This window comes from Acidobacteriota bacterium, assembly GCA_016703965.1.
In the GTDB taxonomy this organism is placed as follows: Bacteria; Acidobacteriota; Blastocatellia; order Pyrinomonadales; family Pyrinomonadaceae; genus OLB17.
Genome location: JADJBB010000021.1, coordinates 1,915,593 through 1,939,247, shown reverse-complemented (window position 1 = coordinate 1,939,247; position 23,655 = coordinate 1,915,593). Strand labels below are relative to the sequence as shown.

The following is a 23,655-nucleotide window of genomic DNA, read 5'->3' as shown; positions in this document are numbered from 1 at the left end:
TCTAGCTCCGGTAGCTGCGGTCGATGGAATCGATCTTGCCGACGCGTTTTTTGTGGCGTTCCTCAGAAATATCAGTCGAGACGAACGCCTCTACGATCTGCTTGATTTCCTCGAACGAATTTTCGCCGGCACCGAGCGTCAGGACGTTCGCTCCGTTATGTTCTCGTGAGTTCTTCGCAAGAGCCGTCGAATAACAAGCTGCGGCCCGAACATTAGGCACCTTATTCGCCGCCATCGCACTGCCGATGCCCGCACCGTCGACAATGATCCCAATATCGACTTGTTTTCCGCTGACAGACCTCGCGACGGCGTGGGCGAAATCAGGGTAATCGACCGCGTCTTCATTATTGGTTCCAAAATCGCGGACATTCAATCCGAAATCAGTGAGGAATGCTTTCAGCTGCTCCTTCATCTTAAACCCGCCGTGATCCGAACCGATCGCGACCGAGCGAACCTTCGTGATGTTTTGCCTGGATTCTTTGCGGATGAGTTCAATGCCGCGGTCATTTACGATGTCCTGGGCGAGAGCGGTGAACTTAACATTTGCGGCGACGCGCAGCTTCGAACCCGCCTCAAGCCCACGGAGATCGTCCTCTGTGATCAGTGATCTCGACGATTCATCTCTGTCGAACTCCTTCCCGATCCTTTCCCGCAGCGAATTCACAACAACATGCTCGACGCCGGCTGGCTGCGCCGGCTGACCCGCCTCGCCTTCAGTTGGAACCGTCGCGAGAACTTGCCGAACTAACGCTCGTACGCGGTCACGTGTTTGCTGTTTATCGTCACTCATAAGAAAATGCCAAGGCCCGCGCGTTAGCAAGGGCGAATCACGCAACGTTAACTTAATTCAAGCGCTTCACCTTGAATCTTATCCCACGTTTGAATAGTATTTCTAAATACAAATTCTTTCAAACGAGCGAGGAAAATATGGCCGCCGAATCGACGCAAATGGCTGAAACTGAATTCACTAACTCAAATCTCGAAGTGATGTACAGCGCCGGTGATATCCAGGTACGCATCGCAGAACTTGGCGCTCAGATCACAAAAGATTACGCCGGGAAAGACCTCGTACTGGTCGGGATCCTCAAAGGCTCGTGCATTTTCCTTGCGGACCTGATGCGTGCGGTCGATCTGGATCTTAAGATCGATTTCATGGCGGTTTCGAGTTACAAAGATGGCACACAATCGAGCGGCGACGTCGAGATCCTCAAGGATCTGACCAATCCGATCAGAGACAAGCATGTTCTGATAGTCGAAGACATTGTCGATACAGGCCTAACGCTGACACGCTTGATCGAGATCCTGGGTTCCCGCGGGGCAGCGTCGATCAAGATCGCAAGTTTCCTCGACAAACCGGAACCGAGAATTAATAAGGAACTTGTCATCGATTACAAAGGCTTTGTCATCCCAAACAAATTTGTCGTCGGCTACGGCCTCGACGCAGCGGGCAGATATCGTAACTTGCCGTTTATCGGTGTAGTGAAAGATCCGTCAGTTGCGTAAGATTGGAACCACGAAAGTACACGAAATATCACGAAAATGAGCGGTATTTTCATGTTTAGTGCTAATTCGTGTAATTTCGTGGTTACTTTTCCTAATTCCGAATTGACCTGCACCCAACTTTTCCCTATAATTTGAGTTTTTCGACTTGTGCGCTTATTCGTACAGTCAGACAGGGAGCTAACACTATAATGAGTTACGCAATTATCAGAACAGGCGGAAAGCAGTTTGCGGTCGAGAGCGGCCAGACACTTCGTGTACCAAAGATCGCGGCCGACGCAGGAAAGAAGGTCGATATCGACACTCTTTTTGCTGAAGGTGCTCTCGGTGCCGGTACAGTTAAGGCGACCGTCGTCAAACACGGCAAAGCTGACAAGATCATTGTCTTCAAAAAGAAACGCCGTAAACAGTACAAACGCAAACAAGGCCACAGACAAGGTTTCACAGAAATTACAATAGACTAATCGATAGTCGACTCTGGAAGCGGATCTTTACTGTCCACTGTCCACTGATCACTGTCCACTAAATAAAATGGCACATAAGAAAGGTGTAGGTTCATCCAGAAACGGCCGCGATTCAAATGCACAGCGGCTTGGTCTCAAGAAATTCGGCGGCGAGCACGTTCTCGGCGGCAACATCATTGCACGTCAGCGCGGCACCAAATGGAAGCCGGGCAACAACGTCGGCAAGGGCAAAGACGACACGCTCTTTTCGCTGATCGAAGGTTTTGTTAAATTCGAGAACAAAGGCCAGAAAGGCAAGTTCATCAGCGTTTACGCCGAAGGTGCCCCTGAATTGGCGCCTAAGGTCGTAGCTGAAGCGGCAGCATAGAACAGTACTTCTAATTACGTCAAAAGCACACGCCGTATGGCGTGTGCTTTTTCGTTCTGCTCCTTTTCCTATGCTCCACGTCCCTATTTTCTCTTTGTCGCCGGCCTTCCCCGATTTACTTTCGTCCGAGGAGCCTTGTTACCAGTCGATGTTCGGACACGCTTGTTCCCGGACGCATGGCCCGAACGGGAGCTTCCCACAGAACGCGTTATCGACTCATTATTGTTGACCGTCTCCGTTCGGGTTTTCCGCGGAGTTGATCTGCGTTCGGGCGAACCTGCCCGATGCGTCTCATCGTTCTCGACCTCGATATCCTGGTTCTTCTTCCTGATCGAGCGAGATCGATCGGTTCCTGCCGGTGACGAAGCTGCGGACCTGACGCCCGGATCCATGCCGTCCCCGTTCACATCACCGACCGCTATGTTTCGGATCTTTCGCGGACTCGGTGTCGCCGTCGGTCCCACCTCGCCGCGGGAAACTGCCGCCGTCGGTTGAAACGCAAAGACTGACGCCACGAATACCGTGACAAGAGCTGGAAAAAATATCATCCCTGGAATGTTTGTTTCCAAAGCCGTAGCACGAGAAAGAAAGCTGTTTTTTCCTATCATCGAAATTCCTCCATTATCACTGTGACCTTAAGACTATACCGCCTACTTTTCCCACCATTGCTGCACCGCGTTCGGCGAATTTGACGGGACCGGAAACGGATTGCCAACCTTTGGAACTCGGCCCGCCATCGCTTTACCTTCCGGGGTTGTCCAGGGCAATCCGTAGAATAAACCGGTCGATGCTCCGTTCAATCTTTTATCCAGTGCACTGCCGCTCGCCGGAATTTCCATATCTAGAAGATATGAGTTGTAGCCAAGATTAATATTGCCGTTTTGTTCCGGATGCATTTGCGGTTTTCCGTTCGCGACAACGAATCGCCAGGTTCGCCACACTTCGCCGTTGTTCATCAGGCTGCATTCCCAGTTGCCCGGCAGGTCATCGAGAGCCAGACGATTTTCCCAGCGACTGCGGCGTTCCCCCCACGTCAGGGGAGCGAGCAGACGAACCATGTGGAATCCGATCTCGTCCTGATATTCAGTTCCTCGCTGGTATTTCGGTGCGATCCTGTCCTTATGCGTCACCGTGTAAAACATCTCGCGTTTGCTGAGCGCCTGATCGGCAAATCCTTCTGGGCCTGGCATTGTAAGCCGTTTACCGTTCACCGAACATCGCATATATCCGTGCGGCAAGTTCTTACCCACCTCGGACGGTGAAAGGCTAAAATAGAACTCGACCTGATTTGCCCCAAGTCGCTCAGGCCGGCTGTCTCGTGCCAGATATCCGGTGTATTCGCGAGGCCGCATATGAAGCCAACTCACAGGAGCTTCGTTATGGCGGTTAATATAGTACTGCGGAGGAGCCAAACCGGCCTCCCGCCCGGATCGCACGCGGTTCACCGTGCGGACATCGATCTTATATGTTCGAACCAGATTCTCTGCGTCAGTATCACCATTGACAGTAAATACCTGAACATCAAAGACCCCGATCTCCTTGGTCGCCGTATCTTTACGCCAGCACTCGACGGTGTTCATATAGCTCTCGTCAAGGGCTCCCGTGGTATTACTGTAGCGGCCGGCTTCGCATCTTGTCGTGGCGATTGCCTTTCCGCCCTTCGAAACTACGACCTTGAATGCTGATCGATTGGGATATTCTCCCAGCACCTTAAGGTTCATCTTCAAATACCAGCCGGTGCTGTACGGAATGTTGTTCCCGCCGAGAGCCTCACCGTTCACGGCTTCAAACCACGTAAAACCGTCGTCGAGGACGTCCTGACGTTTCGCACCGCGTGAGGAGTTCGGTGAACTGACGTTTGAGCTCTGGGGTTGAGCATCATTCGGCTGCGGCTGGTTTGGCTGGGGCTGATTATTCGGCTTGCCGAGTCTCGGGAGCCTTATTAATTGCCCACTGGCTGACCACGCTAAAAAGGCTATAAAAAATATAGATATCGATACTTTTTTCATATTTTTTCCTGTCTCCTTGGTATCTCAGCGATGTCTTTTTTCACTTAACTGCCGACCTCTCGTTTCGATCTATTTCCGAGGCAAGGCCCCGAGCCATTTGTTGATCTCATCGTTCGGCCCCTTGTAAACGGTGTTCGATGACTGAGATATACTGGCTTGCTCATTCAGTTTGCCCTCGAATCTTTTCGTAAAATAAACAGCTCCCGCCTGACGGTCGATCAGCGAAACGTCGCAGTCTATCGCCATCGCCGGAACTTCGCGTGGCGGATTTTCCTGGGTTCGATAAACGCCTTTTTGAAATGACTTGCATTCCTCGAGCACGACGGTTCCCAGTTCCTCAGGTGAGTTCGCTTCGAACGACCTAAACTCCATTGGCGGATATGGCGCATAAACAGGTTCCGAACCGTCTGTAGTTGTTAGCACGACGACCGTCCCCTTAATGAACGGCTCCTGAACAAGCACTGTCTTTGCCGGTTTCTTTGCGAGCTCGAGCCTCGCCTTATAGAACTTTGGACCGCGGTCAGCTTTCGCCGCATCCGCTTTTTTTTCTTCTTCACTCTTGCCACAGCCGAGGACTGCAGCCAGTATCGCCGCGACCGCCAAAATACTCGCAATATTTCTTTTCATTTTTCCCCTACGACATGGATTCCATCCCTTTTTCTTGGTCTAACGCTGGTTGGGCAACTTTTTTTTCACGAAGCATAACATATTTTTCTTTCTTTTTTAATCACCGCCGAAACCGGGCCCAGATCAGCCTCGATCGGTAAACTAAACAGCATCTACGCTTACCGGATTTTGCACATCTTTGTCCACATCTTTCCCACAGAGTTTTCCACAGTATATGCACAGAGTGCCCGTGTTTATTGGGCAAAAGTTAAAGTATTTTCTACTTGACACTGAAAATAGCGGGTGTACTATGGTTACATAGTCGAGATTACTTACGGGTAACTTGACCGGCACCGAGAGGTGGAGCGGACGCGGTGACGCGATCGCTCGAGGGCAGAAGGAGCGGAATGCCGCTGCCTGGTACGCTCGGAGCCGAAGCCGAAAGGCTTGCTAGGATCGCGACGAAAGGAACGATCTGAGTTGCTCGGATAAAAACGAGGAACACTCATTGGAAATGATCAACTAATGAGAGCCACGCCGCTCACTTCTCTTCGGAGAAAGATGAGCCTCGTTGCCGGGAACGTAACCGGCGGTGGAGGAAAAGCCACCACAACAAAAACCTAACGGCACCACGACGCGAGAGCGTCACAGAGCGAGCAATCAATTTGGGTGCTGACCGGAGAGGGTTCCCCGCAGGATCACTTCGGAATACAAAATACGGCAGTTCGAACGTGTACATGCGAGAGCTGCCAACCTTTTAGAACACTTCGGTGAGCTACAGAGGAATAACAAATGCGTTGTTTTGAGCGATCAAAGCAACGCATTTGTTTTTTGCGGCCCTAGCGAATATCTCGTGCGATGTGCGAAAAATGTAGAGGATCCGTTCCCACATTAACGCCCCAGTACGGGGAGTCGAAGAGATCCGTTCGTCCACTCAGCCCCCTGAACATCGTGCTCTGCGATTGGCAATGAATTCCCTTTGCCCAACGAAAAGCCTATAATAAAAAGTTATGTTTCTCGACCGGGTAAAAATAAGGATCAAGGCAGGTAACGGCGGTGACGGCGTGACGGCATTTCGCCGCGAAAAATTCGTACCCCGCGGAGGGCCTTCAGGCGGCGACGGCGGTGTCGGCGGGAGCGTTTGGATGGAGGCGACCGAAGGTTTGAATACGCTCCTTCATCTGCGTTACAATCCGGAACACAAAGCCGAACGCGGACATCATGGGGAAGGCTCCAACCGCTCAGGTAAAGATGGCGTCGACGCGATCGTCAAAGTTCCGGTCGGCACACAGGTTTTTGATCCAGAGACGAACGAACTCTTGTTCGATTTTACAGAAGCTGGCCAGCGCTACCGTGCGGCCAAAGGCGGCAAAGGCGGTTGGGGCAATTCACACTTTGCCACGCCAACGCAGCGTGCTCCTAAATATCACTACACAGGCCGTCCGGGTCAGGAACGTGAGCTGCAGCTCGAACTAAAGCTGATCGCCGATGTCGGTCTCGTCGGATTTCCAAACGCCGGCAAATCGACGCTCATCAGCGTGATCTCGGCAGCAAAGCCGAAGATCGCGGATTATCCATTCACCACGCTTGAACCCAATCTCGGCGTTGTCGATATGGGCGATTTTCGCACGTTCGTCGTTGCCGATATTCCGGGCCTTATCGAGGGTGCGGCAGACGGTGCGGGGCTCGGACATCGATTCTTACGCCACGTCGAGCGGACGAAGCTTATCCTGCATCTGGTTGACGTCTCGTCCCTTTCGGGCCGCGATCCGCTGTCGGATTACAAGATCATCAATCAGGAATTGACGAAATACGACTCCAACCTCGGGGCAAGGCCGCAGATCGTCGTCGCAACCAAGATCGACTCGCTCGACGAACCGGAAAGGCTAGAAGCTCTAAAGAAGCGTGCGAAAAAAGATAAAAAGCCATTCTTCGCTATATCTGCCGTGACTAACATCGGTGTAAAAGAGCTTGTCAATCATCTATCCGCCGCATTGGATGCCGAGAACGAGGCAGAAGCCGAAAGAGCGGCAGCAGCGGCCCGCGAAAGCAGCGGTGCATCATACGTTAATCCGTAATCCTGGCCGATGAATATTGGTTTGAAAACTAAAAGGATCGCGGTCTACGGCGGCAGCTTCGATCCGCCGCACAAAGGCCATCTAGCGATAGCGAATGCGTTGGTTCAGCAGTTTGGGCTCGATGAGTTTGTTTTCATCCCGGCGTTTCACGCTCCGCACAAGGTGCGGCTGAAACCGACCTCAGCGTATGATCGATACGCGATGCTTTGTTTGATAACGGCGGATGCTCCGCATATTTCTGTATCCAAGATGGAGATCGAGATGCCGGAGCGGCCGTATTCGGTTGAAACTTTGACAAGGTTGAACGCCGAGCAGCCCAGCGACGAGATATTTTTCGTAATGGGCGCCGATTCGTGGATGGACATTAAGACCTGGCGCGAATGGGAAAAGGTACTGACGCTATCGAATCACATCGTCGTGAATCGTCCGGGGTATGACATCTCGTTCAACCATGTAACGGACGAGATTCGGCAGCGAATTGTCGACCTTCGGCAGACGGCCGAGGAGAAACGGAAAAAAGATTTAAATCCGCAATCCGCGATCCGCAGTCCGAAATCAATTTTCATTACGGATGCGGTAAATCAAAACATTTCCGCGACCGAGATCCGCAAGAAAATAAGAAACGGCGACCCGACGTGGCGGCAAGATGTTCCCGGCGAGGTTGCAATATACATAGAAAAATATCAGATTTATAGCTAATGGAAGAAACACAAGAACGATCGCTTCAGCGTGAAGCGGTCAAGATCGAAATTGCAGAGAAACCCACACCGTTCGCCGAACTCGACCCTGAAGTCCAACTCGCCATCCGCTGTGCGGCCGACAAAAAGGCATTCGACATCGTTGCACTCGACCTGCGAGGCATCACGAGTTTTACTGAGTTTTTCGTCATCGCGAGCGGTACCAATCAGCGTCAGGTTCAGGCGATCGCCGATGACATCAACGAAAAGCTCAAAGCCGAACTAGGCTCGCGGCCCGTTCGCATCGAAGGTTACAATTCCGCCGATTGGGTCCTGCTCGACTACGGCGACTTTGTCGTGCACGTCTTCAACGGCGAATCGCGAGAGTTCTACGACCTCGCCCGACTTTGGCTGGATGCTCGTAAGGTTGAAATACCTGAAGATATTTAACGCAAAGTCGCAAAGGAGCAGAGACGCAAAGTAAGAAATTAAGGAATTTGGCCCATCGATAATAGTCTAAAAACCTTTGCGACTTTGCGGCTTAGCGTCTTTGCGTTAAAACAATCAGATGAAATTTCGCTTCGTTTGGATCGGCAAAACCAAGGATAAAAATTATCGGTCGCTACAGGACGAGTATCTGCTGCGACTTTCGCATTTCGTAAAATGCGAAGTGGTTGAGATCCGCGATTCGGCCCCTCACGAAACAAAAGAAATAGAAGGCAAACGCATTCTCGAAAAATTGAATCAAAGCTCCTTTGTCTGTCTTCTCGATGTTTTGGGCCGTAAGATCTCTTCGCACGAACTGGCAAAGGAAGTTGAAAAATGGCAGAACACGGGAACGAAAGAGATCTCGTTCGTCATCGGCGGGGCCGACGGAGCATCCTCCGAAGTTGCGGCTAGAGCCGACACCATGCTATCGTTATCGTTTCTCACTTTTACGCATGAGATGGCTCGTGTGCTAGTGTTGGAACAATTATATCGAGCCTATACCATAATAAAGGGGTTTCCGTACCAAAAATGAGTAAATTGAACTTAGAAGAGATCAAGGAAAAACTGATCGCCGAACGCGAGCTTTTGATCGAAAAGCTGAAAGGCAACGACCTCTCCGTCGACGATGCAGAAACGCCTGATCCAGTCGATCTCGCGGTAAGAAACTATTCCAAGAACGTAATGCTTGCCGTCTCGGAAAACGAGAGTAAACAGGTCGTTCTGATAGATGAAGCCCTCTTGCGGATCGAAGATGACGAGTATGGACTCTGTCAGAATTGCGAAAAAGAGATCAATCCGAAGCGTCTCGCCGCACTTCCGTCAGCACGATTCTGCCTCGACTGTCAGGAACTTCAGGAAAAAGGACTGCTTGACGAAGAATAAACTCTGACCGATGTTCAGGTCCGTACAGAATTCCCTCCTTTCGCTGATCTATCCCCAGCAATGCAGAGTATGCTCGAACAGCGTCGACGATCTAAACGACGGTGTTTCGTGCAAAGAATGTTGGGATAATACCCGAATCTTCTCAGGCCGGGAGATGCTTTGCAACAAATGCGGAGCTTTGTTGGGCGAGAAAGCTGCTGACGTGGCGGTTCGATGCCTAAAGTGCGACGACTATCATTTTGAGCGAGCTCTTGCAGCCGGAGTTTACGAAAACGCCCTCGCTGCCAGCATAATTGAGGCAAAAACTTCACCTCATCTAGATCACAGAATACGTTCACTTATTCGAGGTGTAACGGAAAGAGAGCCCGGAATTTTTGCGGCACATCTTATCATCCCTGTACCACTCTCAAAACAACGCAAGATAGAGCGTGGCTTTAACCAGGCAGAATTGATAGCCATCGAAATTGGCCGCATCATTAGAAAACCTGTCGACACCGAAAGTCTTTCACGACAGATCAACACTCGTATCCATCGGGCAGGAATGGATCAAAAGGCTCGTGAATTGACCGTAAAGAACGCTTTTACAGTTCTAAGGCCCAAATTGGTCGCCGACAAGAATATTCTGCTTGTGGATGATGTCCTGACGTCCGGAGCAACCACATCTTCCTGTGCGAGAGCCCTAAAGAAACACGGCTCAGGAACCGTGAATGTCTTCACACTTGCCCGAGCCGTCCTGCATTGAAATTACTCTAATCCTGTAAAATCGAGATCGGTTATCTGACCGGAGACATCCTGCACGCGAGCTGCAAATCTGTACCGCTTGGAAGCAACGCTCAGCGTATAGGTTTGTCCGGTCGCAACCCCGTCAAACTGATAGACGCCAAAAGAACTGCTAGTTGCTGTTCGCCTTTGCCCAAGCGAATCCGTCAGGTTTACAACTGCATTTCTGAGCCCAAGCCCCGAAGGTGTAAGCACACGTCCAGAGATAGAAGCCTCTGCTCGTACAATACGCTGGATGGTGGCGTTCTCACCGACCAGATAAAGCTCGTTAGCCTCATCTTCTCCGAAGGCAACTATTCTGAAAGCGAGGTCAACCAAAACATTCTGCTGATTGTTATTCCAAAGAAATATCTCGCCTGAACAATAGTCGGCGTATATATAGCTGCCAGGAGGTAAGTTTCCTAGTGTCCCGCGATAAACAAATCCCCCGGTTATAGAGCATCGTCCCCCCGTATGGCCGTATTGAAAAATAGGGGGAGCATGAAGAATCGGCGTGGCTCCGCCGGCACACTGCGCCGGGTTTAGATTTGTACAGCCCGTACCTTCGTAGGCCCGCCAGCCGTAGTTTCCGCCAAGCGTTATGATATCTACCTCTTCGGTCAATCCCTGCCCGACGTCAGCGGCCCAAAGCTGCTGCGAACCGCCGCGGTCGAATGAGAAACGGTACGGATTTCTCATCCCGATCGCATAGATCTCATCGGCTCCCGGCGTCGCTCCGGCATACGGATTATCCGGCGGTATGTTGTACTGAGGCACTTGTGGAGGCGGCACGTTGTTGATATCAATACGGATGATCTTGCCCAGAAGCTGATTTATATTTTGCGCGTTGTTCGACGGATCGTTCGCGCTGCCGCCGTCACCGTGACCGGCATAAAGGTAACCATCCGGCCCGAATGCAACGGTTCCGCCATTATGATTTGAAAAGCTCGGATGCGGGATCGTTATGATGATCTTCTCGGTCGTGTCAGCCACGTTCGGATCAGCCGTCGAGGCCTGATACTCGGCGATCTGGATCGCACCGTCAGTTTGCCTAGTGTAATACACAAAAAACCGGCGATTCGTTGCGTACTGAGGATGAAATGCAAGCCCAAGAAGCCCTCGCTCACCACCCGATAGAACCCGTGACGTAATGTTAAGGAAGGTGGTCGGTGTGGTTGAACCAGGCTGCAGAACACGGATAATGCCGCCTTGCTGAACAATGAAGAGACGGTTCGTACCATCGCGAGCGCTGGTCATAAAGACCGGAGCACTCAACCCGCTCGAAATAAAAGGCAACAGTCTGATAGGCGGAACCGTTTGGGCAAAAATGCCCGAAACGACAAGGAAAAGCGTAAAAGCAGCTACAAAAAGTGATCCTGATCTCTTCATTTTACTCCCCTGGTTCGGTCTCGGCGAAAGGTCGTCGGGTCTGGTATCGGTAAGGTTTGAATTGCTTTATAGTTCACGACGGTGATCCATAAAGGAACTGAAAGTCTCACAATACACCTATCGCTGGCAGTTTAATCATGTTTAACCTGCTTTAATTGTAACGATTCGCCCACAAGTTGTGCAAGCGTATTCACATCCTATATTTGACCTTACCACGACCGCGGATATCTTCATCATTCCCAAGATTCTGAAGCCGCATTGTAACGTCCGCCGTCATTCTCATGTCTGCCGCGAGGCCTTTGTTCAAGTAAAAATGGCCAGCCGCAGCGATCATCGCCGCGTTGTCGGTCGAGAGATGCTTTGATGGGAAATAGACTGGCAAACCAAGCTTTCTGCCGGCTTCGTTCGCCGCTAGATTAAGGGCGAGGTTGCAGGCCACGCCGCCCGCGACGACCAGCGTTTTTGGCTCATTCTCTCGGGCTAGTTTTTCCATTGTACCCACCAGCGCCTTTATAACCGCAGCCTGAAAGCTGGCCGCCACATCCTTGATCTCTTGCGCAGCTTCCTCGCCCGGCTCGAGCGGTTTGATATCATTCTCGCGAAGATATCGGGCAACTGCCGTTTTCAATCCACTAAAACTAAGATCAAGACGTCCGTCCGAGATCTTTGCCTGCGGGAATTTTACCTTTTTAGGATCGCCTTCCTTAGCCAGCCTTTCGATTATCGGACCGCCGGGATAGCCGAGGCCGAGCATCTTCGAAACCTTGTCGAACGCTTCACCGGCGGCATCATCGCGAGTTCTCGACACAACTCTGTACAAGCCTTCTTCAGGGATCTCGAAAATATTCGTATGGCCACCGGAAACGATCAGTGCGAGTGCTGGGTATTCGATCGGTGGATTCTCAAATGCAACTGAATAAACGTGGCCCTCGATATGGTTTACACCTATGAACGGAATATCGAGAGCATATGCGAGCGATTTTGCGTAGCAAACGCCAACCAGCAGCGAACCGATCAATCCCGGCCCCTGCGTGACGGCAATTGCGTCGATGTCAGTAAATGAACACCCAGCCTGTGTGATCGCCTCGGCGACTATCTGCTCGATCTTTTCGAGATGTTCACGCGAAGCCAGTTCAGGCACAACTCCGCCCCACGGGCGGTGCATTTCGATCTGCGAAGCAATTATAGACGAGACGATCTCACGGCCATCGCGAACCACTGCCGCGGCTGTCTCATCACACGAGCTTTCGATACCTAAAGCCAACATTCTTCTAGCTTATCAAATGCCCGTGAAGAGCGTCGTTTCGTCAACAAAACAAAGTCCATTCCCAAACGGATCGCGTGCATAAAACGACCGCTCGCCCCATGGCCGCACTTGGATCTCATCGGACGGAGAACCGTGGATATCTGATCGTTCTAGACATCCGAGTTCCTTCGCCCGGGTGAAAAACGTCTCAAGGCTCGCAACGGAAAAGTAGATGTGATCGCTGATCGGTGACCCACTATTCTCGATCACCGCGAGTATAACTGCACCGCATACAAAATACTGCCTACCGCGATGGATCGCACGGCCTTGCTCGTCAAGAAGGCGTTGATAAAAGGCTACCGCCCGGTCAAAATCGGTTACCGGAATGAAAATTCGAAATATTGATGCCGAGCTTGCCATGGCGTTGTTTTCCCCCAAATGCTTTATTTCGTTCTTGAGCGTAAAATAACATTATAGGTTTCAAAAGATGAAAGACCGCCTAAATAAAACCGATTTCCTCCGATTTTTGTCATGTCCGAATGAATTCTGGCTGAAGCTGCGTATGCCGCTGCTTTTCCAAACGCCAACAACACTCGAATATGAACATCTTCGAGAACAGGGCTACGCGGTTGAGCGATACGTCAAGAAACTGGAACAATTTCAGCCAAATGAAGAAAGGTCGGTAGATTTTCAGCGGGTGTTTCAAACTAACGACCTCTATGCCAAAAGCGACATCGTCGTCACCAATAAAGAAACGGGCATTCTCGACATTTATGAAATTAAAAGCTCTGGCTCGGTCAAACCCGAGCATCTGGACGATGTTTCATTTCAGAAGATCGTTGCAGAACGATGCGGCTTTTCGGTTGGCCGATGCTTCGTAATAACAATGAATGGCGAATATGTTCGCCACGGCGATATCGATCCTGAGCAACTGTTTGTCATCAAAGATGTTACTGAGGACATCTTGGCCCTGGCTCCTACAACCGAAGATCAGATCAAGGCTGCAAGGGCGTATGCTGATTCGGAGCCTGTTGCTTCGCTCGTAGATTACTGTACTGATAACAAACTCGATTGCCGTTTCATTAAGCTTAACTTTCCTAATCTTCCTGATTACACCGTCTTCGACATCGCTTTCTTAAAGAACGACAAGCGCCGCGAATTGCTATCTCAGGGAATTGTCGCTATCACTGACGTCCCGGACGACTTCCCGCTATCAAAAAAACAGCAGGTCCAGGTTTCCGCCGCAAAATCCGGAGAGACAATGATCGATAAGCAGGAGATCGCGAACCGCATAGAAGCATGGGAATATCCACTCCATTTCCTGGATTATGAAACGTTTGCCTATGCGATACCGCAGTTCGAAGGCGTTCGCCCGTTTCAGCAGATGTGCTTCCAATATTCGCTTCACACGATCGATCGCCCTGGCGCCGCTCCGAGGCATTCTTACTTCCTTTCTCGCGGTGAGGATGATCCGCCAAGGGCGATGGCAGAAAGCTTGCGTGACGCGATGTCAGGCGGGATCGGGACGGTTCTCGTTTGGTATGAAGCGTTTGAGAAGACCCGAAACAGCGAGATGGCCGAGATGTTTCCCGATCTGGCCGAGTTTTTTAACGAAGTTAATACCAAGACGTACGATCTGATGAAGATCTTTGCGGATAAACTGTACATTCATCCAGATTTCAAAGGCAGGAGTTCTATTAAAAAGATACTGCCCGTACTTGTTCCCGAATTGAAATACACTGACCTCGGCATTGGCGACGGCCTGACGGCGACGATAAGCTGGTATCGTGCCGTAAAATGGGATCACATGGCTTCCGCCGATAGAGAGCAGATCTTCGAGGACCTCGAGAAATACTGCGAACTCGATACGATCGCTATGGTCAGGATCTTTGAGGAATTGCTCGCAACCCTCGATCCGGCGGCGAGACAGTGTCTATCAACTAGTCGGCGAGCCAGCGCTCTGCACTAGGTAAGCTAGTGAAGTACTTCAGGTTGAGTCCTCGGTTATTGGCGACGAGTTCCGCAAATTCACTTTTCTCAGCATCAAAATGTTGAGCGAAAAAAGCGAATTTCGTTCCTGTTCGTGCCATAAACGCAACCTCCGTGACTATACGAAATACATCTTGTGTATCAAGCGATCGTGATATCTGCTTCTCGATCAGGACCCTCGTATATTCACGCATGTTGTGCATTCGGATTATCTCACCCCAATAGCGTTTTGCTATCTCGTAATTGTTCGCCTCTCCTCGAAGCGAAACATAAAGATATGCCGGACGATGTTCGAAACGCAGTTCGTAAGGTTTTTCTTCACTCTTACCTATCATAAGAAAAACGCCGCACGAGGCGGCCGTAGTTATATAGATCATAGGTGGTTTGTTTGGTTGACTGTGTTAGGTAGGTAACATAGGAATATCAAAAGGGCCGCAAACCTGTCAGTTCGTGACCCTTTATCGTGATAGCTAAATTAGAGGCGAATTTATACTGTTTCCTGAACCTGATCTGCTCCTAGAGCTTCGAGAGCAGCGGCCGCTTTTTTGGATTGACGACTCACCGCATCGAGTACTTTGCGGCCAGTCAGAACGATGCAATTTATCTTTATACGGCGATTACGGCCAGTCGATTCAGGATCCGTGTAGTCGTAATCGAAAGAGTATAGATAATGTCCAGTCGACAATTTCTTGCAAACGTCCTCGGGAAGGTGAAAAAGAAATGCGTCGGCGTAATGGCCGAGGCCCTCATCTACGTAGCCAATTTTTTCCCCCTCAGGTGTGTCGAGGTGTACAGGAACCATTTCAACTGCATCGCAAATTGAGTAGAGATCGGCCAGAACTTGGCGGCGTTTGATAGCAAGGGGGCTGTATGTCATAACTCAGAATAGCACTTTCTTCGGCTTTCGCCCTGATTTTATTTTGTTTTCACCATATTGATGCCATTTAGCCGGCGTCAAATAAATAAAAAGGTGCTCTGATCTTTCGATCAAAGCACCCTTTTTAACTATTCGCGTTGCGATTAGATTTAGTAGCGACCGCCGCCGCCATATCCACCACCACCGCCACCGCCGTAGCCGCGATCACGGCCACCGCCGCCACCACGTCCACCACCGCCGCCACCGAATCCACCACGCTTTTCCTGTGGCTTAGCTTCGTTGACTTTAAGTTCACGACCGTCTACTTCTTTACCGTTGAGCTGGGCGATAGCTGCTTCGCCATCAGCCTGCGATGACATTTCGACGAAGCCGAATCCGCGTGAGCGGCCGGTTTCGCGGTCTTCGATGATGTTTGTTGATTCGACTGCACCGATGGCTCCAAAGAGGTCATTAAGATCCTGGTTGGTTGTGCCGAAGGAAAGATTTCCTACGTATAATTTCATTGACATTGTTTTATTTACCTTTTTCCCTTTTCGGGAATTCTAAAGAAGCGTCGAATCAAGTGGTCTTGTGTTAGATAGGATCTAATACGCGAGAACGGGTTCGGATACTCAAAAAATCAGAGAGCAAAAACTTCTATTTATCTAACTGGGCCTGCTCTCAAACTTATCCAAAAACCGTTAAAGACGAAGCGCGAAACCCATGCGGGCCGCGAGAGAAGGATTAACATTTATTATGATGCACGTTCTCCGAAGTAATAGCAAATTGTTTTTAAGGTATCTCTCAAGCTAATATATTCTAAATCAATGAGCACTCAAGGCGTTACAAACCTGCTGATCGAATTGTCCAATGGCAAACGGGAGGTCGTCGACGAGTTACTGCCGCTGATCTACGACGAATTGAAGCGTATCGCCGCCAACTACCTCCGCCGCGAGCGCCGCGATCACACGCTCCAGCCCACTGCTCTCGTCAACGAAGCGTACATGAAAATGATCGACATCACGCAGGTGTCCTGGCAGAATAAGGCCCATTTTGTGGGGGTTGCAGCCAATCAGATGCGGCGAATCCTCGTTGATCATGCCCGCCATCACAACGCTCAAAAACGCGGCGGCGAGTTTCACATCATGACCCTCAACGAAGAGATCGACGCATCCGACGAACAAAGTGCCGACCTCATCGCACTCGACGACGCCCTGACCGAACTCGCCAAAATGGATCCCGTAAAAGCCCAGATCGTCGAACTAAGATACTTCGGCGGCCTGACCACGGACGAAACTGCCGAAGTCCTCGGCGTCTCTTCTATTACCATAAAAAGACATTGGAAGATGACAAAGGCATGGCTTTATGGCCAATTGACGAAAAGCTAGAGCGTTTTTCAACGCGATCCCCTGATACCAAAATCAAAGCACTTCCGCCTTAACAGATGACGGACGGTAATCGTTCGATATTCATACTTAGGAGATACTGCAATGATCAATCATGTTTCTATCGGAGTTAATAACCCTGAACACGTCGCTAATGTTATTGCTGAGCTTTGGGGCGGTTATGCTATGCCTTTTCCGCCGAGTCCGGGTGGGTTTGTTGTCTTTGCGGATGACGGTCGCGGAACGATGATCGAGCTTGTGCCTTCGGACGTTCATATTGTCCCAGGAATTGGCTTTCCCGACGAGGAAGGTTTTACACAGGGGACGCCAACCGAGGACTTTGAGGGAACCTTTGTACCGGGCAACGAGCGATCACTGTTCGGTTCGGTTCACGTCAATATCAATTCCCCGCTTGACGAAGAGACGATCAAATCGATCGCCAAACGCGAAGGCTGGCGTTGCTTCACCGCAAATCGCGGCGGCGGAATTTTCCAGCTCATCGAATTCTGGATCGAAGACCGCTTCATGCTCGAGGTCAACACACCAGCGATGACTGAGGTCTATCAAAATCTTGCGACTCCGGAAAACTGGGCTAATTTCCTCCAAACCCCGCTCCCACCGAAGTACGCGGCGAATTATGCTGGACTGGTTGCCTAATTCTGTTCTTAGCAGAAATAGCACACAGATTAGAACAGATAAAAACGGATTTACACGGATAATATTTATTTATATGGCATCCGTGTGAATCCGTTCGATCCGTTTTATCTGTGTTCTATTCTTATTTCATTGCACCACGATCAACTAAATAACTGCACTTTCCAAATACGTTAACGTCGCATCATCAACATCCAGTTCAGCCTCGATGCCGTATGGGATCGTGATATTGTCGCGAATATGTCCTAACGAGAGACCGTAAATAAGCGGCTTTCCGAGGTCTCCGAGACGGTCTTTGATGACATCCAGAACCGGTTGCGCGGTCTTCCCGGCCGACGCACTCGTGTCTTCGAAAACGCCGAGGGCGATGCCTGCAACTGCCCGCAGGTCAACACTTTGCCGGAGCTGCGTCAACATTCGGTCAATGCGGTAAGGCGGTTCGTTCACCTCCTCGATGAACAATATCTTGCCTTTGAGATCTGCCAGAGCGTATTTGGTTCCGGCGAGGGCGGAAAGGAGCGCGAGATTGCCGCCGATCAGACGGCCGCGGCATTTGCCTTTGTTGATGACCTCAGTTCGATAAAATGGCGATTCTTTGGCCATATTGAACTCAGAAACCCCTATTTTATAAGGCGAACTCGGTCTGCTGATAACATTGAGCAGATGGCCTTTTGTGTAATCAGGATACTGCGAAGAAGCCACCGGGCCGTGAAATGTGACGAGCCCGCAGTTCTGGTGGATCGCGAGATGAAGTGCCGTAATATCCGAGAATCCGATAAGTATTTTCGGGTTCTTGCGAATAAGCGAATAGTCGATATCAGGCAGTAAACGCGGTGCCCCGCCGCCGCCACGCACGCACCATACGGCTTTTATCGCCGGGTCGCTGAATGCCCAATGCAGGTCACTGAGCCGTTCTTTATCGGTTCCCGATAGAAAACCATTTATCCCGCGAGCAAACTTCCCCACTACCGGCTTAAAGCCCAGGTCCTCGATATTCTTGATAGCCCGTTCCCAAGTCTCAGCCGTAACCCCACTAGCCGGAGCAATTAGCCCGACCGCATCCCCCGGCAAGAGCCGTTTGGGTTTGATCAGTTTTGGCCGTTCTGCGCTCTTTCCCGTCATTGTTTGTCCGAGTAGCGGAAGGGCGGCTGCGCCTTTTATCAGATCTCGTCGGTTCATACTTTTCCACAAATTATACCGCAGATCTTTCCACGCATGCGGAACTTTTTCGCTTAATGCGAAACCCCAAATGTTTTCAGGAATCTCCGCTTTATTACCTGTTTTTTGCTGGCATAGAAAGCGGTTTTTTGTGATATCGAACGCCCCGGCGTTCAGTTGGGATAACCATGCGTTGACGCGGGTTCGATCAAGCTATGATCATTGTCGAATACTACATAAAAGGCGAATCCGAAAAGCACGCGAGATATTTTTCCACTCGTCTCGCTGCCCGCAATTTTGCCTGCTCCTAAAAAGCGATCCCGCCTGCGCCGGGATCCGCGTCATCAGTTAACTCCGAATATAAAATTCTATATGCTTTGGTGGAGCGGTTTTCCGTGTTCGGTGAAGTAGTTTACCGAGATTGGTAGAGGTATTTGAGAGATTGGTCAAACGTGTTTTTAGAGCTAATTCGGCCTGAAATTCATCTCTTCCCCGTCTTTTCCATCTCCGATCTCCCCCGTCACCGCCGTCCGCTCCGCCGCCGCCGTCCGCCCCTCTCCGCCGCGACCGCCACGACTGGAGCGCGGGCGTCCCGCTTGCCATGAGGGCAAAGCCCGAAAAACTGGCCGGGGTTCCACGCACTCTATCGAAACCAGTCGAGCCAAATCCCCAGCGCTTCACGCCGCTTTCGCGACGTTGGCAAGCGGGACGCCCCGCGCTCCAGTCTTCTGATACTTTTTTCCTGTCCTTCTCGCCTTAACTATCGACGGCGGATATCGCTGTTTGGAATTCATATATTGGGAGAAGCGATCATGCAAAAATTATTTTTATTCGCAGCAACAGTGATCCTAGCTTTATCGGCGACGGCTTTTGCCGACGTCAAGATCAAGACGAAACAGACAATGTCCGGCCAGACGTCGGAAAATACAACTTCTATTAAGGGCAAGCGGACGCGGACCGAGATGATGGGCGGCGTGATGGTGACGATCACGCAGTGTGATATCGGGCGTGATCTGCAGCTTAATCCGGCGATGAAGACCTATATGGTCAACACCTATGAAGACGCACAGCCAGTCAAGCCAGCCGAGCCGACGACGACGAAATCGACCGAAGTAACAAAAGGCGGCACGATGTTCGTGACGACGACGATCAGGGATACCGGCGAACGCAAACAGATGTTCGGCTTTACGGCACGGCACATCGTGCAGACGATCGAGACCGAGACATCGGCGGATGCCTGCCTTCCGACCAAGTCGAAAATGGAAATGGACATGTGGGTCATTGACGCCGAATTCGCATCGGGCTGCACCACCGAGCGAACCTATAGGCCATATAAGAACGGCAAATCAGGCGGCTGTCAGGATAAGATCGTGCCGAAAACGATCGGTTCGGCAAAATCGGGTTATCCAGTGTGGCAGAAAATGACATCCTTCGATGCGAACGGCAAGGAATCGTTCTCGACCATTTCAGAGGTCGTCGAATTGTCAAAAGCGACGCTCGACCAGGCACTTTTCGAAGCCCCGAGCGACTATCGCGAAGTGAGCGACGCGGCCGCGATGTACGCTTCCGCCAGTAGTAGCAGTAGCAGTGGGTTGAGTTATGGCGGCGATCCCTACGGAGCAAAGGTAAATGCACCTTCGTCTGGGATGACTTCGAGCATCATGAATGCCAAATCAAATCCGGTTCCGACACCGCAATCTGACGCTCCGGCAAATGTGGGTGCAAAAAAACCTGGAACGATCCGTGTCGGAGTCTCGGTCAAAACCACTGCCGTCGGCGAAGGCATCACGGCAAATGATCTGAGTGCGGCGATCCAGAATACGCTCGGTACATATTTGAAAGGCACGAAGATCGAGATCGTTCCGCTTGAGGCAAAACTCGCGGCGGCTCTGACGGGCGAAGCGAAGGAAAAGGAATGCGATTTCGTCCTTTACGCAGCCGCAGCTCATAAAAAAGGCGGCGGCGGCGGTTTTGGGTTCGGCAAGGTGCTCGGCCAGGTCGTCGGCCAGACCGGCATCGGACATACGGGAAGCGTCGCCGGAAATATCGCCGGACAGGTCGCAACGACGGCGATCGTCACCGCAACGTCTATGTCTGGCAATGTGAAATCAAAAGACGAACTCACGCTCGATCTGAAGCTTCAGTCGCCTGCCGACAATAGCTCGCCGCTCGCGAAGCAGTTCAAGGCGAAAGCCAAATCGGACGGCGACGACATCGTATCTGCCGTCGTCGAACAGGCCGCCCAGGCGATCCTCGACGCGATCGGAAAGTAGGTCGGAACCGCCTGCGTGAGCGGGCGGTAGGGAGGTGGCTTGAATTCACCGTAAGTCGAGCGGGGCTCGTCGGTTTTGACAAGAATGTTAATTTCGATACCCGTCCGTTCCGCCCGCTAACGCAGGCGGTTCTGACCCAGGAGAAATCATATGCTTAGAGATTATGTTTTAGCTTTATTTATTGTTGTTGTTATCGGCGTTATAACCGCCTTTTCACAGGACACGATCACGAACTCAGACCTCGTCGGAATTTGGCGAACGGGCGGGATGTCGATGCTTGCGGATCGGAATACGGTCACAGGCTCCACGACGCCGAGCAACGGACATACGTTGAAATTCGTTTTCAGACCCGACGGGCGTTTCGAATTTGTGGGCTATTTACAGTCCACCATGTATGGCTGCAAGACCGATCTATTCAACGACAAACAGGGCCGCTGGCGGCTCGACGGCTCGCAGCTCACGTTGAACCTGACGAAGAACTACTGGAAAAACACATATAGCTGCTCGCCGGCATCGAACAAGGAGAAGAACTACGTTCTCGACCCCGAGGTCTATGAGCTGCGAACCAAGGTGGACGAATACGACAAACTTTACATCTGCCTCGCAAACGCGAAAGGTGAAACCTGCTACCGGCGAGAAAAAGAATAAGACCGAACCGCCTGCGTAAGAGGGCGGTACGAACTTGGATGATACTTTTTGATCGCGGAATCCGCATTACTAGTTGAGAGCGGTCAGTTTTGACGTTCCGGGATGTTTACAGACGGCGAAGTTATCTTTTCATTAGCCTTCAATTTATACACTTCAGTTAGCCCTACATATTCCATCCATACACCGCAAAAAATAACTTCGCCGCCTGATACCTTACAGGCGGCGTTTTCGCTTTTCTTTGCGGAGGACTTGGGTTCTATGTATCGCACATCTATTCGCAAGATCGCAGTTATTTTTCTTTTCTCAGTCACCCTGCTCGCGGCGATCCCGATCGATGCCCAGAAAAAGGCGGCCGGCAAAGGCAGCTCCGGCAGTTGGGGGCCGCCGAAAGCCCAAGGCTGCCAGGGCGGCTGGCGCGGAGTTGTGCGGATCAGAAAGACTTTGAACGACTCGCTCTCGTCCGACGAGCCGGGCATTCGCAAGGATATCGACCGTATCAAGCACGTCGATTCGCGGAAATACACGTACACCGGAACGGCGATCATCGACGGTTCAGACCCGAAAAATACGACCGTCAGAGCAAAGGTCGCCTTCACTGACGACGATAAGAAATGGGGCGAAGAGCGGGTTTTTGATACCTGCAATTCCCGCGAGAGCGGCCATTGGTTCATCATCGAGGGCACCGATAATCAAATGACCGAGGCGAAGGTGGAAGGTCCGGCTTCGTCATTTAACCTGACGGTCGATGAGTTGAGCGGAAATTACAGCTTTAACGTGAAACTCCCGACAGCGACGGGCACTTTCAAACGCGAAGAACACGTTAAACGCACCGGCCACTGCCAGGCAAAGAACAACGAGCCTTACGACAGAACGACCAACGAGCCCTTTAAGATCGAGGGCGAAAGCGTCTCGGTTTACGAAAAATTCGACCCGAAGACACCCGACCAGATCTCGGGCTCAAAATCATGGGGCGACGATGGCAAGGGACAGGTGCGAGGCTTCGTCTATACCGCGACTTGGCGGTTCACACGTTGCCCGGCGGAATTGCTAGTTACCGACGTTCGATTTGAGCATATGAAGTTCCCGACCTGGGATAATTACGTCGAGATCACCGACGAGATCGGCACCATCGACGGCAATCTCGTCAAGGTCAAAGCAAACGTTCTAAATCTCTCAAGCGAATCGAAGTTTGCCGAGATCACCTTCAAGGAAACCTACAAAGGCGACAAATGGGACGGTGCGCGGCCCGATTACCCGCTGCACGAATCGGTCTCGATCAAACTCGAGGCCGGCGAGGAACGCGAGGTCGAGGTTTTATGGAACACGCAGGGTTTCGCGTGGTTTGACGACGGCCGCCCGCGATACTTGCAGCGTGTGAAGGTCGAGGCCTGGGAAGATTTCAAAAAGAAAGATGAGATGACCAAAAACCTCAAGATCAGCCCGAAACCGTTGGTCATCGTAGGCGGCATCTGGACCGACCCTAAGATCGTTGAGCTATATCAAAACCTGCTCACCATTTCGCACAGCTACGGCTGGAAAGCCGAACGGGTGATCGATATTTCGAGCAAAGGCAAGATCAACACAGAGGGCACGCCGGGGCCGGTTCGCAAGAGCAAGTCTGTCTTTGAAAACGCCGACAATCTGGGCAGCTACGTCCAAAAGATCCAAAGGGACAACAACGCGTGGCACGTCGATATGCTCGCACATTCGACCGGCGGTCTGGTCGCGCGGCTGTTCGTCCATCGGCAAGAGGTGTGGCCCGACGGATTCCCCGTCGTCAAGCACCTGATGCTGCTTGGCGTTCCGAATTTAGGCGTACCGTGCGCCGATTCGCTGAATCTGAATGATGCATTCGACCGCTACGCGATGACTGCCAAAGAGCTGATGCCCGACGAGATCGCTCGATTCAATCAATATGTGACGCAGCGTAAAGGAACGAAATTCTCAGCGCTCATCGGTGATTCCGTCCCGCTGCTCTGCGCAAGCCCGACATGGAACGATGGGTTTGTCTCGGTAGAATCTGCGAAATTCGGCATCGACGATTTTGCGATCACCAAGGACATTCACCCCAAACTCATCGAGCCGATCCATTTTGGCGAGTTCATAAAACCGCACATCGTGACCGGCCCGCGTGGAACTTATCCGCTGCCCGTTGTTTCAGCCGAAGGCGGCCATGACGGCAGAGAGAAAAAATAATTTTTCGTGGACTGATACCTATTTCACACA

Annotated in this window: 26 protein-coding genes; 15 read left to right on the top strand and 11 right to left on the bottom strand. The window is 51.3% G+C overall.

Features of this window, described 5'->3' with window-relative positions; all coding sequences use genetic code 11:
* Position 1: 1 nt before the first annotated feature.
* On the bottom strand, positions 2-790 hold the full coding sequence (locus IPG22_15690; GenBank protein ID MBK6589731.1) for an RpiB/LacA/LacB family sugar-phosphate isomerase: 789 nt from the start codon (positions 788-790) through the stop codon (positions 2-4).
* A gap of 158 nt (positions 791-948) precedes the next feature.
* Between IPG22_15690 and hpt the strand changes: the two genes are divergently transcribed.
* The 3 genes from hpt to rpmA all read left to right on the top strand — a co-directional run bounded on the left by hpt (position 949) and on the right by rpmA (position 2,331).
* Positions 949-1,503: a hypoxanthine phosphoribosyltransferase gene (gene hpt, locus IPG22_15685; protein ID MBK6589730.1), complete on the top strand. Its 555-nt coding sequence runs from the start codon at positions 949-951 to the stop codon at positions 1,501-1,503.
* Positions 1,504-1,691: 188 nt separating this feature from the next.
* On the top strand, positions 1,692-1,964 hold the full coding sequence (gene rplU, locus IPG22_15680; protein ID MBK6589729.1) for a 50S ribosomal protein L21: 273 nt from the start codon (positions 1,692-1,694) through the stop codon (positions 1,962-1,964).
* A 67-nt stretch (positions 1,965-2,031) separates the two neighbouring features.
* Complete coding sequence (gene rpmA / locus IPG22_15675) at positions 2,032-2,331, top strand: 50S ribosomal protein L27 (GenBank protein MBK6589728.1); 300 nt, start codon at positions 2,032-2,034, stop codon at positions 2,329-2,331.
* 83 nt (positions 2,332-2,414) lie between these two features.
* On the opposite strand, the gene IPG22_15670 is transcribed toward rpmA, so the two are convergent.
* The 3 genes from IPG22_15670 to IPG22_15660 all read right to left on the bottom strand — a co-directional run bounded on the left by IPG22_15670 (position 2,415) and on the right by IPG22_15660 (position 4,967).
* A complete protein-coding gene (locus tag IPG22_15670; GenBank protein ID MBK6589727.1) occupies positions 2,415-2,939 on the bottom strand; it encodes a hypothetical protein in 525 nt (174 codons plus the stop codon).
* A gap of 42 nt (positions 2,940-2,981) precedes the next feature.
* Positions 2,982-4,340 carry a hypothetical protein gene (locus tag IPG22_15665; GenBank protein MBK6589726.1) on the bottom strand — a complete coding sequence of 453 codons (1,359 nt, stop codon included), beginning with the start codon at positions 4,338-4,340 and terminating at the stop codon, positions 2,982-2,984.
* A gap of 69 nt (positions 4,341-4,409) precedes the next feature.
* Positions 4,410-4,967 carry a hypothetical protein gene (locus IPG22_15660; GenBank protein MBK6589725.1) on the bottom strand — a complete coding sequence of 186 codons (558 nt, stop codon included), beginning with the start codon at positions 4,965-4,967 and terminating at the stop codon, positions 4,410-4,412.
* A 989-nt stretch (positions 4,968-5,956) separates the two neighbouring features.
* Here IPG22_15660 and obgE point away from each other — a divergent pair.
* The 6 genes from obgE to IPG22_15630 all read left to right on the top strand — a co-directional run bounded on the left by obgE (position 5,957) and on the right by IPG22_15630 (position 9,814).
* On the top strand, positions 5,957-7,024 hold the full coding sequence (gene obgE, locus IPG22_15655; GenBank protein ID MBK6589724.1) for a GTPase ObgE: 1,068 nt from the start codon (positions 5,957-5,959) through the stop codon (positions 7,022-7,024).
* Between the two features lie 21 nt (positions 7,025-7,045).
* Positions 7,046-7,723, top strand: coding sequence for a nicotinate (nicotinamide) nucleotide adenylyltransferase (gene nadD / locus IPG22_15650; protein MBK6589723.1), 678 nt, complete (start codon positions 7,046-7,048; stop codon positions 7,721-7,723).
* Complete coding sequence (gene rsfS / locus IPG22_15645) at positions 7,723-8,151, top strand: ribosome silencing factor (protein ID MBK6589722.1); 429 nt, start codon at positions 7,723-7,725, stop codon at positions 8,149-8,151. Before nadD ends, rsfS begins: the two co-directional genes overlap by 1 nt.
* Before the next feature lie 118 nt (positions 8,152-8,269).
* Positions 8,270-8,722, top strand: a complete 453-nt coding sequence (locus tag IPG22_15640; GenBank protein ID MBK6589721.1) for a 23S rRNA (pseudouridine(1915)-N(3))-methyltransferase RlmH — start codon at positions 8,270-8,272, stop codon at positions 8,720-8,722.
* Entirely contained in the window at positions 8,719-9,072 is a 354-nt protein-coding gene (locus IPG22_15635) for a TraR/DksA family transcriptional regulator (GenBank protein MBK6589720.1), read from the top strand. The genes IPG22_15640 and IPG22_15635 overlap by 4 nt, the downstream gene beginning before the upstream one ends.
* Before the next feature lie 10 nt (positions 9,073-9,082).
* Positions 9,083-9,814 (top strand): ComF family protein, encoded by a 732-nt coding sequence (locus IPG22_15630; GenBank protein MBK6589719.1) that lies wholly within the window; start codon positions 9,083-9,085, stop codon positions 9,812-9,814.
* A gap of 2 nt (positions 9,815-9,816) precedes the next feature.
* Here the strand turns inward: IPG22_15630 and IPG22_15625 are convergent, their stop codons facing one another.
* The 3 genes from IPG22_15625 to IPG22_15615 all read right to left on the bottom strand — a co-directional run bounded on the left by IPG22_15625 (position 9,817) and on the right by IPG22_15615 (position 12,886).
* Positions 9,817-11,220 carry a PQQ-dependent sugar dehydrogenase gene (locus IPG22_15625; GenBank protein MBK6589718.1) on the bottom strand — a complete coding sequence of 468 codons (1,404 nt, stop codon included), beginning with the start codon at positions 11,218-11,220 and terminating at the stop codon, positions 9,817-9,819.
* 190 nt (positions 11,221-11,410) lie between these two features.
* On the bottom strand, positions 11,411-12,487 hold the full coding sequence (gene tsaD / locus IPG22_15620) for a tRNA (adenosine(37)-N6)-threonylcarbamoyltransferase complex transferase subunit TsaD (protein ID MBK6589717.1): 1,077 nt from the start codon (positions 12,485-12,487) through the stop codon (positions 11,411-11,413).
* A gap of 12 nt (positions 12,488-12,499) precedes the next feature.
* Positions 12,500-12,886 (bottom strand): VOC family protein, encoded by a 387-nt coding sequence (locus IPG22_15615; protein MBK6589716.1) that lies wholly within the window; start codon positions 12,884-12,886, stop codon positions 12,500-12,502.
* A gap of 67 nt (positions 12,887-12,953) precedes the next feature.
* On the opposite strand from IPG22_15615, the gene IPG22_15610 reads away from it, so the two are divergent.
* A complete protein-coding gene (locus tag IPG22_15610) occupies positions 12,954-14,435 on the top strand; it encodes a DUF2779 domain-containing protein (GenBank protein ID MBK6589715.1) in 1,482 nt (493 codons plus the stop codon).
* Here the strand turns inward: IPG22_15610 and IPG22_15605 are convergent.
* From IPG22_15605 to IPG22_15595, 3 genes are all read right to left on the bottom strand, one after another.
* A complete protein-coding gene (locus tag IPG22_15605; GenBank protein MBK6589714.1) occupies positions 14,407-14,832 on the bottom strand; it encodes a hypothetical protein in 426 nt (141 codons plus the stop codon). The genes IPG22_15610 and IPG22_15605 overlap by 29 nt on opposite strands.
* 110 nt (positions 14,833-14,942) lie before the next feature.
* Positions 14,943-15,332: a hypothetical protein gene (locus IPG22_15600; GenBank protein ID MBK6589713.1), complete on the bottom strand. Its 390-nt coding sequence runs from the start codon at positions 15,330-15,332 to the stop codon at positions 14,943-14,945.
* 149 nt (positions 15,333-15,481) lie between these two features.
* Complete coding sequence (locus tag IPG22_15595) at positions 15,482-15,841, bottom strand: RNA-binding protein (protein ID MBK6589712.1); 360 nt, start codon at positions 15,839-15,841, stop codon at positions 15,482-15,484.
* Between the two features lie 297 nt (positions 15,842-16,138).
* Here IPG22_15595 and IPG22_15590 point away from each other — a divergent pair, with 297 nt between their 5' ends.
* The gene (locus IPG22_15590) at positions 16,139-16,699 is read left to right on the top strand and encodes a sigma-70 family RNA polymerase sigma factor (GenBank protein ID MBK6589711.1); all 561 of its coding nucleotides are present in this window, start codon (positions 16,139-16,141) and stop codon (positions 16,697-16,699) included.
* A 102-nt stretch (positions 16,700-16,801) separates the two neighbouring features.
* Positions 16,802-17,353, top strand: a complete 552-nt coding sequence (locus IPG22_15585) for a hypothetical protein (GenBank protein ID MBK6589710.1) — start codon at positions 16,802-16,804, stop codon at positions 17,351-17,353.
* A 144-nt stretch (positions 17,354-17,497) separates the two neighbouring features.
* Here the strand turns inward: IPG22_15585 and IPG22_15580 are convergent, their stop codons facing one another.
* Positions 17,498-18,529, bottom strand: a complete 1,032-nt coding sequence (locus IPG22_15580; GenBank protein MBK6589709.1) for an LD-carboxypeptidase — start codon at positions 18,527-18,529, stop codon at positions 17,498-17,500.
* Between the two features lie 791 nt (positions 18,530-19,320).
* Between IPG22_15580 and IPG22_15575 the strand changes: the two genes are divergently transcribed.
* The 3 genes from IPG22_15575 to IPG22_15565 all read left to right on the top strand — a co-directional run bounded on the left by IPG22_15575 (position 19,321) and on the right by IPG22_15565 (position 23,625).
* On the top strand, positions 19,321-20,781 hold the full coding sequence (locus IPG22_15575) for a hypothetical protein (protein MBK6589708.1): 1,461 nt from the start codon (positions 19,321-19,323) through the stop codon (positions 20,779-20,781).
* 150 nt (positions 20,782-20,931) lie between these two features.
* Entirely contained in the window at positions 20,932-21,429 is a 498-nt protein-coding gene (locus tag IPG22_15570; protein ID MBK6589707.1) for a hypothetical protein, read from the top strand.
* A 258-nt stretch (positions 21,430-21,687) separates the two neighbouring features.
* The gene (locus IPG22_15565) at positions 21,688-23,625 is read left to right on the top strand and encodes a hypothetical protein (protein ID MBK6589706.1); all 1,938 of its coding nucleotides are present in this window, start codon (positions 21,688-21,690) and stop codon (positions 23,623-23,625) included.
* The last annotated feature ends 30 nt before the right edge of the window (positions 23,626-23,655 follow it).

Excerpts from the sequence above, each read along its gene's own strand:
- obgE (MBK6589724.1), top strand. The coding sequence starts at position 5,957 with ATGTTTCTCGACCGGGTAAAAATAAGGATCAAGGCAGGTAACGGCGGT.
- IPG22_15630 (MBK6589719.1), top strand. The coding sequence starts at position 9,083 with ATGTTCAGGTCCGTACAGAATTCCCTCCTTTCGCTGATCTATCCCCAG.
- rplU (MBK6589729.1), top strand. The coding sequence starts at position 1,692 with ATGAGTTACGCAATTATCAGAACAGGCGGAAAGCAGTTTGCGGTCGAG.
- IPG22_15665 (MBK6589726.1), bottom strand. The coding sequence starts at position 4,340 with ATGAAAAAAGTATCGATATCTATATTTTTTATAGCCTTTTTAGCGTGG.
- IPG22_15660 (MBK6589725.1), bottom strand. The coding sequence starts at position 4,967 with ATGAAAAGAAATATTGCGAGTATTTTGGCGGTCGCGGCGATACTGGCT.
- IPG22_15595 (MBK6589712.1), bottom strand. The coding sequence starts at position 15,841 with ATGTCAATGAAATTATACGTAGGAAATCTTTCCTTCGGCACAACCAAC.
- IPG22_15635 (MBK6589720.1), top strand. The coding sequence starts at position 8,719 with ATGAGTAAATTGAACTTAGAAGAGATCAAGGAAAAACTGATCGCCGAA.
- tsaD (MBK6589717.1), bottom strand. The coding sequence starts at position 12,487 with ATGTTGGCTTTAGGTATCGAAAGCTCGTGTGATGAGACAGCCGCGGCA.
- IPG22_15590 (MBK6589711.1), top strand. The coding sequence starts at position 16,139 with ATGAGCACTCAAGGCGTTACAAACCTGCTGATCGAATTGTCCAATGGC.
- IPG22_15610 (MBK6589715.1), top strand. The coding sequence starts at position 12,954 with ATGAAAGACCGCCTAAATAAAACCGATTTCCTCCGATTTTTGTCATGT.
- IPG22_15580 (MBK6589709.1), bottom strand. The coding sequence starts at position 18,529 with ATGAACCGACGAGATCTGATAAAAGGCGCAGCCGCCCTTCCGCTACTC.
- IPG22_15585 (MBK6589710.1), top strand. The coding sequence starts at position 16,802 with ATGATCAATCATGTTTCTATCGGAGTTAATAACCCTGAACACGTCGCT.
- IPG22_15575 (MBK6589708.1), top strand. The coding sequence starts at position 19,321 with ATGCAAAAATTATTTTTATTCGCAGCAACAGTGATCCTAGCTTTATCG.
- hpt (MBK6589730.1), top strand. The coding sequence starts at position 949 with ATGGCTGAAACTGAATTCACTAACTCAAATCTCGAAGTGATGTACAGC.
- IPG22_15640 (MBK6589721.1), top strand. The coding sequence starts at position 8,270 with ATGAAATTTCGCTTCGTTTGGATCGGCAAAACCAAGGATAAAAATTAT.
- rpmA (MBK6589728.1), top strand. The coding sequence starts at position 2,032 with ATGGCACATAAGAAAGGTGTAGGTTCATCCAGAAACGGCCGCGATTCA.
- IPG22_15605 (MBK6589714.1), bottom strand. The coding sequence starts at position 14,832 with ATGATCTATATAACTACGGCCGCCTCGTGCGGCGTTTTTCTTATGATA.
- IPG22_15690 (MBK6589731.1), bottom strand. The coding sequence starts at position 790 with ATGAGTGACGATAAACAGCAAACACGTGACCGCGTACGAGCGTTAGTT.
- IPG22_15565 (MBK6589706.1), top strand. The coding sequence starts at position 21,688 with ATGTATCGCACATCTATTCGCAAGATCGCAGTTATTTTTCTTTTCTCA.
- IPG22_15570 (MBK6589707.1), top strand. The coding sequence starts at position 20,932 with ATGCTTAGAGATTATGTTTTAGCTTTATTTATTGTTGTTGTTATCGGC.
- IPG22_15625 (MBK6589718.1), bottom strand. The coding sequence starts at position 11,220 with ATGAAGAGATCAGGATCACTTTTTGTAGCTGCTTTTACGCTTTTCCTT.
- IPG22_15670 (MBK6589727.1), bottom strand. The coding sequence starts at position 2,939 with ATGATAGGAAAAAACAGCTTTCTTTCTCGTGCTACGGCTTTGGAAACA.
- IPG22_15615 (MBK6589716.1), bottom strand. The coding sequence starts at position 12,886 with ATGGCAAGCTCGGCATCAATATTTCGAATTTTCATTCCGGTAACCGAT.
- IPG22_15600 (MBK6589713.1), bottom strand. The coding sequence starts at position 15,332 with ATGACATACAGCCCCCTTGCTATCAAACGCCGCCAAGTTCTGGCCGAT.
- rsfS (MBK6589722.1), top strand. The coding sequence starts at position 7,723 with ATGGAAGAAACACAAGAACGATCGCTTCAGCGTGAAGCGGTCAAGATC.